The organism is Aliivibrio sifiae, from assembly GCF_002954705.1.
Taxonomy (GTDB): domain Bacteria; phylum Pseudomonadota; class Gammaproteobacteria; order Enterobacterales; family Vibrionaceae; genus Aliivibrio; species Aliivibrio sifiae_A.
On sequence record NZ_MSCO01000004.1, the window covers coordinates 95,080 to 105,384 of the forward strand.

Consider the following 10,305-nt stretch of genomic DNA (forward strand, 5'->3'; position numbering starts at 1 on the left):
TTCAGTTAAGCAAAGGTTTAGGATCGAAAGAAAGTAAGTAATAATGTTGTTACTTTTTTCAATCGGTATGTTCCAATGTGGCAATCATTAAGAAATATCTCTTTGCATCGGCAAGTTTTGGCTTTAGCTATTCCGATGGTTCTTTCAAATATCACAATACCATTATTGGGGTTGATTGATGCTGCTGTTATTGGGCATTTAGAACATGCGTGGTATTTAGGGGGGGTAGCCGTAGGCGGCACGATGATCAGTGTGACGTTTTGGCTGCTAGGGTTTTTACGTATGGCAACCACTGGGCTATCGGCTCAGGCGTATGGTGCTGAAAATAAAACAATGCTGAGCCAGACCTTTTCTCAGGGCATTTTTTTAGCTCTGTGTTTTTCATTTGTTTTGCTTCTTTTCCATCAACCTCTTTCTTACGCTATTTTTTCTTTCAGTAATGCTGCGCCAGAAGTTAAGTTATATGCAGAGCAGTATTTCTCTATTCGCATATGGAGTGCGCCAGCTGCTTTGAGTAATTTAGTTATTATGGGCTGGTTACTCGGAACACAAAATGCGCGTTATCCTATGTGGCTTGTGATTATCACTAACAGCATTAATATCATTCTCGATTTACTTTTTGTTGTCGGTTTTAATTGGAAGGTTGAAGGGGCAGCATTAGCTTCTGTGATTGCGGATTATTCTGCGTTTGTTATTGGTTTATTTTTCGCTCTTAAGCAAAGTAAAAAATTGGACTTACCGCGCTTTATTATGCCATTTGCTGATCTTATCTCTGGCTTTAAGCGCTTATTTAAATTGAATAGAGATATTTTCTTACGATCATTATGCTTACAAGCTTGTTTTACTTTTATGACTTTCCAAGGTGCATCGTTAGGGGTTGATATTGTTGCTGCGAATGCCGTGTTGATGAGCTTTCTAATGATGATTTCGTATGGAATGGATGGCTTTGCGTACGCTATGGAAGCCATGGTAGGAAAAGCTATTGGAGCTAAGAGTAAATCACAATTATCAGATTCTTTAATAGGCACTACTTTTTGGAGCTTAGTGATAAGCCTTGTACTAAGTTTGGTATTTGGCTTCTTTGGGTATCAATTAATTTCGATGATCTCTTCGATTGAAGAAGTGCAAAAAACAGCGATGATTTATTTACCATGGCTAGTAGCAATGCCATTAGTATCTATGTGGTGCTTTTTATTGGATGGTATTTTTGTAGGAGCAACAAAAGGCTCTGAGATGCGAAATTCAATGTTTGTGGCGATGCTGACTTTCTTTTTAACATGGTGGTTAATGCAAGATTATGGCAATCATGCATTATGGGCAGCGATGTTATCTTTTATGGCGATGCGTGGAATTAGTCTGGCGATCACTTTCTCTATTCAATGGAAAAAAGCAATTTTCCTATCATAGGCCAACTACTCTATTTGTTTGATAGTTAAATAAAAAGGAATTAAGTCATGCTAATCCCTTTTTATTACTCTCTTCTTTTGGTTTAAAAGAGTCGGTTTAATCCATTTAGAGCGGCAACACGATAGGCTTCAGCCATTGTGGGATAGTTGAATGTGGTATTAACAAAATACTCAATAGTGTTGGCTTCGCCTTTTTGTTCCATAATGGCTTGACCGATATGAATGATTTCAGCAGCACGCTCACCAAAGCAATGTATACCTAAAATTTCTTTGGTTTCACGATGGAAAAGAATTTTTAAACTGCCAATATCCATTCCTGCAATTTGAGCGCGAGCTAAATGCTTGAATGATGCTCTTCCTACTTCATAAGGTACTTTTGCAGCGGTTAGTTCTTGTTCTGTTTTCCCAACTGAACTAATTTCAGGAATGGTATAAATACCAGTAGGAATATGATCAATCAATTGAGCCTCCGCTTTTCCTTTGGTAATCGCTTGAGCAGTAAAGCGACCTTGATCATAGGCGGCACTCGCAAGGCTAGGGTAACCAATAACATCACCAACAGCATAGATGTGTTCGACAGGGGTTTGGTAGCTGCCATTGACTTTAAGTTGCCCACGCGAGTCAGCTTCGAGTCCAACTGCTGATAGGTTTAATTTGTCCGTATTTCCCGTTCTACCATTGGCAAATAAGATGCAGTCGGCTTTCATTTTTTTACCAGACTCAAGGTGCATCACTATGCCGTCATCACTGGCTTCAATCTTTTCAAAGGTTTCATCATTACGGGTAACAATCCCGCTATTCCAAAAGTGATAAGAGAGGGCATCAGACATTTCATTGTCTAAAAAGGAGAGCAAACGATCGCGAGTATTTACTAAGTCAACTTTCACTCCTAATCCTCTAAAGATCGACGCGTATTCACTACCAATAACGCCTGCTCCATAAATAATGATATGGCGCGGGTCATGCTTTAATGACAAAATTGAGTCACTATCATAAACACGGCTATGGTTGAAGTTTACACCGGCTGGGCGGTAGGGACGAGAGCCTGTTGCAATAATGAACCTATCTGCGGTATAAGTTTCTATCGAACCATCTTTTGCGGTCACTGCAATCGTATTTTTTTCGACAAAACTGGCTTCACCAAAAATGAGTGAGCATTGGTTTCGATCATAAAATCCTTGCCTCATTCTTGTTTGTTTATCGATAACACTTTTCGCATGCCCTAAAATATCCGAAAAAGTAGAATGAAGACTGGTATTATTCTTACAGTAAAGAGGATTGGAGTTAAATTCGATAATACGGCTAACAGCATGACGCAGTGCTTTTGATGGAATGGTTCCCCAGTGAGTACAACCGCCACCAACACTTGGTTCTCTTTCAATAATGGCCACATTTAGGTTTGCTTTGGTCAACCCCATTGCCGCTCCTTCTCCCCCAGGACCACTCCCTATTACGATGGCATCAAAGTGGGTTGAATGTGTAGGGGTCGAGTTAGTCATTATTGGCGCCTTATTATTATCAATCTCGCAACATTGCTAGCTAACTATATTAACCTTTTCATTCGTTTGGTAAATCAAGTGAGTAAGATAGAGTGGAGAGGATCACGTTGTTTATGGAAATCTAGGTGATTATGGATTTCATTATTTACATCGCTCGATAGAAATTCATAATGTGAGTTAGCGAAAGTTTGTGATACCCATTTAATTAAATTGTGAAATATATGGTAAAGAATATGTATCCTGAATTTGAAGCGGATGATCTCAATGCAGTATCAGAAGTAAAGCGACCAGTAAGTACCAAAGGTGTGAGAGCACAACAAAAAGAAAGAACACGCAGAACCATTATTGATGCAGCTTTCTGCCTACTATGTGCCGAAAGAGGTTTTACGAGTTTAAGCCTACGCGAAGTGACCAGAGAGGCTGGTATTGCGCCAACCTCATTTTATCGTCATTTTAAAGATATGGACGAACTTGGCTTAACTTTAGTTGATGAAGGTGGCTTAATTTTACGCCAATTAATGCGCCAGGCTAGACAACGTATTGTGGTTGAAGGAAGTGTAATACGGACATCAGTTGAAACCTTCATGGAGTTTATTGAGGGAAGTCCGAATGTATTTCGACTGTTATTACGTGAGCGTTCAGGTACGTCACCTGCATTCCGAGCAGCAGTAGCAAGAGAAATTCAACATTTCGTTGCGGAACTTACTGAATATTTAATTGCCACAACAGGTGTTGCTCGTGAGGAAGCATCGGTTCAAGCTGAGGCATCAGTAACCTTAGTATTTAGTTCAGGGGCAGAAGCTCTGGATCTTGATTCCCCACATAGAGAAGAGCTTTCTCGACGATTAATATTTCAATTACGCATGCTATCTAAAGGTGCTTATTGGTATCGGAAAGAAAATGAGAAATAGAATTTAGATGCATTGGTCGCAGTGAACCAATGTCTATACAAGGTGGTAAACATGACACATGAAAATAGTAGAAATGAACGCAAAACATTAGCGCTATCCGTGGTGACAGGTCTTTGTTTGAATGCCGTTTGGGTTGGTTTTACGGTGACAGAAGTCACATTTTCAATCTTTCCAATCATCGCATTGGTTCTAGCTGCTCAAGGTTTGTATCAAGAATATTTACGCCAGCCTGCAAATGACGATACTTCTCTTGTTGCTGTCGCTTGTTTTTTTGTTGGTTTATTCGGTCATTCTGCTTTCGTCAAAGCACAGTATCCTGAAATTGGTTCAAACTTCTTCTCAATTATGGTGGCATTAGGCTTGTTGCTTTGGATTGGCGTGAAGATGGGTGTCTTGAAAAAGAAAGAAGAAGTGACAGAACTTTAATTACTCGTATTTTGATAAATATGAAATGAATTAATATTAGAATTCAAAGAAAAGGCTCAGGATATAATGTTCTGAGCCTTTTTATTTTTAAACGTTTAGAGTTATTTTCTTTCTAAGAAAACACCTGCCTCCATATGATGTGTATATGGGAACTGGTCAAAAAGAGCAAAGCGAGTGATGTTGTGTGTTTTGCTTAATATCTCAAGGTTTTCCTTTAATGTGTCAGGGTTGCAAGAGATATACATTATACGCTCGTAACCTTGAACCATTTTACAAGTGCCCTCATCCATACCAGAACGTGGTGGATCGACAAAAATGGTATTGCAGTTGTAGCTTTTCAAATCAACATTTTGATCTTTTAAACGTCTGAATTCACGTTTACCTTCCATTGCATCAGTAAAATCTTCTGCTGACATACGAATAATTTGTACATTATCAATATTATTGGCAGCTATATTATATTGAGCTGAGTCTACAGAAGGTTTTGCAAGTTCAGTAGCAAGTACACGATCAAAGTTTTTAGCTAACGCTAAAGAGAAGTTACCATTGCCACAGTAAAGCTCTAGTAAATCGCCTTGGCTGTTTTGAGTACAATCTACCGCCCATTCCAACATTTTTTGAGCAACAATACCGTTCGGTTGTGTAAAGCTATTTTCAACTTGCTTATAAGTTAAAATATCATCATTAACTTTTAGTTTTTCTATAACGAACTCTTGGTCTAGAACGATTTTCATTTTACGAGCACGACCAATAAGATTTAAATTAAACCCTTCATCATTTAAGCGTTGTTTTAATGCAGCGGCTTCTTCCTTCCAAGCATCATCTAATTGACGGTGGTAAAGCATAGAGACTAAGATCTCACCGCTTAGTGTTGATAAAAAATCGACCTGGAACATTTTATAGCGCAGTGTTTTACTTTCTTTTACTGCTTCGGCAAGTAGTGGCATTAAGTCATTAATAAGACGAGTAGCAGGTAAGAAATAATCTACACGGTATTTCTCTTTTGTTTTTTGATCGAACATGACGTAATACATATCGTCACCTTCGTGCCAAACTCGAAATTCTGCACGCATACGGTAGTTTTCAGCAGGAGAAGAGAAGACTTCCAATTCTGGAACGTCAAATTCAGAAAATAGAGCAGACAGTGTTTCTGCTTTTTCATCTAACTGTACTTGATAATTTTCTGGGTTCATGACGGATTGTGTCATTGTCTTGCCTCGCGCTGCTCAAAATAAGAGCGCCGATTTTATGCGATAGAGATCTGTTGTCCAGTATTTGTGTGTGATTGGTCGAAACTAATTGGATTTGTGCTGCGATATTAAGCGCATAAACCTAGACAAATATAACGTACGCTATTACTATTCCGGCCATGTTGGTGCGCTATTTTCATTTTTGATAATAGCCTGAAAAGGGAATCTGGTGGAAATCCAGAACTGACGCGCAGCGGTAAGAGAGAACGAAGGTACAACTATTATTCACACTGTTATTTTTCTGTATGGAAAGGATATAGAGAAAAATGATGGGAAGTGAGTACCGTAGGTTAACTGCTCTCAAGTCCGAATACCGGCCAACAATAAGTAATGCATTATGCATTGCTATATGGACTTAACGCGATTTTAGGAAACAATGGAAATGAAAAAAACTGCCCTTGCGACTGCAATAGTGTCGCTGCTTTCTCACGCCTATACTTCTCCTGTATTTGCTCAAAACACTACAATTGAAACCGATGAAACAATGGTTGTCACTGCTAATCGATTTGAACAATCAGCGAAAGATGTGATTGCGCCTATGAGTGTCGTTACAAAAGAAGAAATTGTTCAAATTCAAGCAAAAACAATTACAGATATTTTAAGGTTACAACCAGGAATAGAAGTCGCTAATAATGGTGGCATCGGTCAAAATGCGTCAATTTTTATGAGAGGAACCAACTCCGACCATGTTCTTGTTTTAATCGATGGTTTTAAAATGAATAGCTCGATTAAAAGTGGGATGAATATAAATAAAATCCCTGTAAACCAGATCGAAAGAATTGAAATTATTCGAGGTTCCGGTGCAGTTATGTATGGTTCTGATGCGGTTGGGGGGGTTATTAATATCATAACAAGAACTTCTCAAAATGATGTATCAAAATCAGCAACGATTGGAGTTGGTAGTAATAAATACAAAGAAGGCAACTTTGCAGCAAACACAAAAGTTGGAGAAAATGGGCATCTCAAAATGGCTGCCGGATTTACTCAGACTGAAGGGTATAACGTAAACCCTCAACCGGGCAAAAATGATGGCGATAAACATGGTTTTGATAATAGCCAATTTATGCTTAATTATGAGCACCAGATTTCATCTTATTTAAGTCTTTTTACTGGTGTTAGATGGTTCAATAGTACTTCTGAATATAATCATTATACCAACACTAAATCTCAATCAGAGTCTGAATCGATAACTTATTCAACAAAAGCATCTTTCCATAAAGATAACTTATCATCTGACTTAAGTCTTAATTATCAAGATAATCAAAATTTAGAATATCTTGAAAATGGTTCTTTAGATTCAGAACAGAAAATAGATCAACTTAATGCTCAATGGACAAATCAGTATAAGCTAATGGATTCATGGTCCATTAATGGAGGTATTGATTGGAGTAATGAGCGAGTAAAAGCTGATATTACAGATTGGTCTAATAAAGTTATTATTGATGAAGGTGAAAGTAGAACATCTACAGGTATCTATTTAGGAACAACGTACCGACTAGAGCAATTGACTCTAGAGGGGAATACTCGATTTGATAAACATGATAAATATGATGAATACACGACATGGGGTGTCGGTGCGAGCTATCAAATTAATGATATTTATAAAATACGTAGTGCCTATAATACTGCCTTTAAAGCTCCATCTTTCTATGATTTATCAACAGAACCTGATTTAGAGCCTGAAACATCGAAGAATATTGATATTGGCGTCACTGCAGAATATGAAATTGTTAACGTAAATTTATCTTTATATAAAAATAAAGTCGACAATTTAATTATTTATTATGACGCACCAAATCACCAAGGCTATAGTGCTAATGTTGATGCTGAGATCAAAGGTGCTGAGTTAGAATTGTTATTTGATACTGGTATTGTTTCACACACTGTCGTTGCTGAATATAAGGATCATGAAGATACACAAGGTCAGCAATTAGCAAGAAGAGCTAAGCAAAACTATAAATGGGTTAGTAATGTTAGTTTTGGAGATTTAGATATGAATCTCTCTTATATCTATACAGGAAAGCGTTCAGATCTACCTTCAGCTCCTGGTACGACTACGAACTACTTAGCCCCTTATTCTTTATGGACCATTGCAGGAGCTTATTGGCTTACTGAAGAGTTGGCTGTCCGTGGTCGAGTTGAAAATTTACTGGATGAAGAATATGAAACGGCTGGTGGTTATAAACCTGCAGAGCGCTCATATTATGTTAGCTTAGATTATCAATTTTAATTTTCTCTAAACCGCCTTCATCGGCGGTTTTTTCTTTTCTGAGGTTTATATGAAAAAGAAAGTCATTATCAGTTGGTCTTCTGGGAAGGATTCAACACTTACGCTTATTCGTCTACTTAATAATCCTAAATATGAAGTAGTGGCTTTGTATACAACCCATGTGGCAAATGAAGTCCCTTTTCAAGTAACTCCTATATCTGTTGTTCAAATGCAAGCTGAACTGGCGGGATTGCCATTAATTATGATTGAATTACCTACCGTGTTTCCTGCTAATAATGAATATCAAAGTTTAGTTGTAACTGGTCTAAAGGAGTGCGGAATTGAGTTTGAGGCTGTAGCTTTTGGAGATATGTTTTGTAATGGTATCGTAGAGTATCGAAAAAGCTATATAGAAGAGGCGGGTTGGGAATGTGTTTTTCCTCTTGTTGGTCAATCTAGCTATGATTTGGCAAATGAGATCATTTCGTGTGGGATCAAAACAATTTTAGTTACAACAGATGGTACTCAGCTAAGTAACTATTTTTGCGGTAAAGAATATACCAAAGAGCTATTAATAGAATTACCTGAGAAAGTTGACCCATGCGGTGAGGACGGTGAGTTTCATACTTTAGTTATCCAAGCGCCTTGTTTTAAGGGGGCTATTAAATTATTTGATCTTAAGATTGATGAACAAGAGCGTTTTACTCATTTACGCTATAGCGCTTCTATTTTACAAAAATAGTGCAAGCGGTATGATAAGCGTCTTAAGTTTTCATATCTATTTAAATAGAGTCTGTGGTTTTAGTTATGCCAAAACACATTTTAATTTTTGATTCAGGCGTCGGTGGGTTATCTGTATATAAAGAGATCCAACAACAATTACCTTCAGAGAAATATATTTACGCATTCGATAATGCAGCATTTCCATATGGTGAGTTAACTGAATCTGTATTGATAGAGCGTACAACACACATAATAGCTCAACTATGCAGCCTCTTTCCTATTGATATTGTTGTTATCGCGTGTAATACCGCAAGTACAATTGTTTTACCTACCCTTAGAGAAAAGCTTTCTATTCCTGTTGTTGGTGTTGTCCCTGCGATTAAACCTGCAGCGTTGGTATCTAAGAAAATTGGTTTGCTAGCGACCCCTGCGACAGTAAAGCGCAGTTATACTTATGATCTTATCAAATCTTTTGCTCCGATATCCGATGTGCAACTATTAGGTTCAACACGTTTAGTTGAAATGGCAGAAGAGAAGATGATTGGAAAAAACGTAGATTTAAAAGAACTAGAAGAAATTTTATTACCATGGAAAGAGACGGTAGATACTATCGTTCTTGGTTGCACGCATTTCCCATTCTTAAAAAGTGAAATTAAAAAAGTACTTAATAATAACGTTTTACTTATCGACTCTGGTGAAGCCATTGCAAGAAGAGTGACACAGTTATTAGGGACGATAGAAAGGGGAGGTCAAAGTGAACAGAAAGGAGAAGTGTATTGTAGTGCCCCTACAAAGAATGAAGAGGCACTAAATAAAACATTTAGAGAACTAGAATTTAGTCCTCTTCAATATTTGGATTACCCGAAGTTTTAGGATCGTTAGCAATACGAACTTTAAGTGTACGCTGATCAAATTCGTTATTGTTTAAGTTTTCGATAACGTTATCCGCATCTTTACTTGCAACAACAACAAAACCAAAGCCTCTTCGTTTACCTGTACGTTTGTCTTTCATTAAACGCACGGCAAATACATCACCGAATTCAGCAAATAGATCTTTTACATCTGATTCATTTGCACGGTAAGGCAAATTACCAACATAAAGAGTTGTACTTGCTTGATCTGTTGTTTGAGTATCATCAACAGATGTCTTTGTACTTGGCTTAGTTGGAGCTTTATTAATAGTTAATAATGTAAAACCTGTAATTACTGCGCCAAAAGCGAAAGCAAAAGCGGGAGATACCGTTGGGAATAGCGACATTGCACCTGCACCTAGTGCAGCAATAGCAATAATAATAATATTTGAGTTAGTAGATTTCATGATAAGTAAGGTCTAATAAATAAATGGAAAGTGATGAATTAACAATAAAATCACATTGATACTACTTATATTATTTATCAATTGCCAACTAATTAAGCCATTGTTCATTTCTTGTAGGGCTTTTGTTTGAAAAAAAGTGATCTGTGTAGAAAATAATCACTTAGATTGGAATATTGAAAAAGTACTTGCGAAACACTTTTAGCTCCCTATAATGCGCATCCGTTCCCAAGGGAAAAGTAATAGCTTAACCCTGAAGAACATTAAGTTTTGAGTATTTAAAATTAGTTTTAAATAACCCTTGACTTAAAAGTCTGGCTAGGTATTATACGCAGCCTGAAACGACGAAGCTGAAACGCTAAGTGGTTGAAAGACAACGCTCTTTAACAATTTAACCAAATCAATCTGTGTGGGCACTTGTGAGTTGATAATCAACTAGTTTGCTCTTACTTCTCGAAGTAAGACAAACAAAATAATCAATGAACTGAGTGACTACACAAAATTACTTTTATGTAACAATCAGTATTAATCATTGAGCCGGTTTTGTTTCTGCTGAAACAAACCAC

General features: G+C 37.4%; 9 protein-coding genes and 1 riboswitch. Of the genes, 6 read left to right on the forward strand and 3 right to left on the reverse strand.

Annotation, left to right across the window (positions count from 1 at the left end):
* Positions 1-75: 75 nt before the first annotated feature.
* A complete protein-coding gene (gene dinF, locus BTO22_RS19785) occupies positions 76-1,407 on the forward strand; it encodes an MATE family efflux transporter DinF (protein WP_060993982.1) in 1,332 nt (443 codons plus the stop codon).
* An 82-nt stretch (positions 1,408-1,489) separates the two neighbouring features.
* Here dinF and sthA read toward each other — a convergent pair whose 3' ends face one another.
* A complete protein-coding gene (sthA, locus tag BTO22_RS19790; RefSeq protein WP_060993981.1) occupies positions 1,490-2,905 on the reverse strand; it encodes a Si-specific NAD(P)(+) transhydrogenase in 1,416 nt (471 codons plus the stop codon).
* A gap of 233 nt (positions 2,906-3,138) precedes the next feature.
* On the opposite strand from sthA, the gene fabR reads away from it, so the two are divergent.
* Positions 3,139-3,816 (forward strand): HTH-type transcriptional repressor FabR, encoded by a 678-nt coding sequence (gene fabR / locus BTO22_RS19795; RefSeq protein ID WP_060993980.1) that lies wholly within the window; start codon positions 3,139-3,141, stop codon positions 3,814-3,816.
* 51 nt (positions 3,817-3,867) lie between these two features.
* The gene (locus tag BTO22_RS19800; protein WP_060993979.1) at positions 3,868-4,242 is read left to right on the forward strand and encodes a YijD family membrane protein; all 375 of its coding nucleotides are present in this window, start codon (positions 3,868-3,870) and stop codon (positions 4,240-4,242) included.
* Positions 4,243-4,343: 101 nt separating this feature from the next.
* Here BTO22_RS19800 and trmA read toward each other — a convergent pair whose 3' ends face one another.
* On the reverse strand, positions 4,344-5,450 hold the full coding sequence (gene trmA, locus BTO22_RS19805) for a tRNA (uridine(54)-C5)-methyltransferase TrmA (protein WP_060993978.1): 1,107 nt from the start codon (positions 5,448-5,450) through the stop codon (positions 4,344-4,346).
* Between the two features lie 148 nt (positions 5,451-5,598).
* Positions 5,599-5,828, forward strand: a riboswitch (cobalamin riboswitch).
* Between the two features lie 46 nt (positions 5,829-5,874).
* Here trmA and BTO22_RS19810 point away from each other — a divergent pair.
* The 3 genes from BTO22_RS19810 to murI all read left to right on the forward strand — a co-directional run bounded on the left by BTO22_RS19810 (position 5,875) and on the right by murI (position 9,297).
* A complete protein-coding gene (locus BTO22_RS19810; RefSeq protein WP_060994065.1) occupies positions 5,875-7,722 on the forward strand; it encodes a TonB-dependent receptor domain-containing protein in 1,848 nt (615 codons plus the stop codon).
* A gap of 49 nt (positions 7,723-7,771) precedes the next feature.
* Positions 7,772-8,443 (forward strand): Dph6-related ATP pyrophosphatase, encoded by a 672-nt coding sequence (locus BTO22_RS19815; RefSeq protein WP_061005452.1) that lies wholly within the window; start codon positions 7,772-7,774, stop codon positions 8,441-8,443.
* 65 nt (positions 8,444-8,508) lie between these two features.
* Positions 8,509-9,297, forward strand: a complete 789-nt coding sequence (gene murI, locus BTO22_RS19820; RefSeq protein WP_060993976.1) for a glutamate racemase — start codon at positions 8,509-8,511, stop codon at positions 9,295-9,297.
* Here the strand turns inward: murI and BTO22_RS19825 are convergent.
* The gene (locus tag BTO22_RS19825; protein ID WP_060993975.1) at positions 9,260-9,742 is read right to left on the reverse strand and encodes an RNA recognition motif domain-containing protein; all 483 of its coding nucleotides are present in this window, start codon (positions 9,740-9,742) and stop codon (positions 9,260-9,262) included. The genes murI and BTO22_RS19825 overlap by 38 nt on opposite strands.
* Between the last annotated feature and the right edge of the window lie 563 nt (positions 9,743-10,305).

Excerpts from the sequence above, each read along its gene's own strand:
- BTO22_RS19800 (WP_060993979.1), top strand. The coding sequence starts at position 3,868 with ATGACACATGAAAATAGTAGAAATGAACGCAAAACATTAGCGCTATCC.
- dinF (WP_060993982.1), top strand. The coding sequence starts at position 76 with ATGTGGCAATCATTAAGAAATATCTCTTTGCATCGGCAAGTTTTGGCT.
- fabR (WP_060993980.1), top strand. The coding sequence starts at position 3,139 with ATGTATCCTGAATTTGAAGCGGATGATCTCAATGCAGTATCAGAAGTA.
- BTO22_RS19825 (WP_060993975.1), bottom strand. The coding sequence starts at position 9,742 with ATGAAATCTACTAACTCAAATATTATTATTATTGCTATTGCTGCACTA.
- BTO22_RS19810 (WP_060994065.1), top strand. The coding sequence starts at position 5,875 with ATGAAAAAAACTGCCCTTGCGACTGCAATAGTGTCGCTGCTTTCTCAC.
- sthA (WP_060993981.1), bottom strand. The coding sequence starts at position 2,905 with ATGACTAACTCGACCCCTACACATTCAACCCACTTTGATGCCATCGTA.
- trmA (WP_060993978.1), bottom strand. The coding sequence starts at position 5,450 with ATGACACAATCCGTCATGAACCCAGAAAATTATCAAGTACAGTTAGAT.
- murI (WP_060993976.1), top strand. The coding sequence starts at position 8,509 with ATGCCAAAACACATTTTAATTTTTGATTCAGGCGTCGGTGGGTTATCT.
- BTO22_RS19815 (WP_061005452.1), top strand. The coding sequence starts at position 7,772 with ATGAAAAAGAAAGTCATTATCAGTTGGTCTTCTGGGAAGGATTCAACA.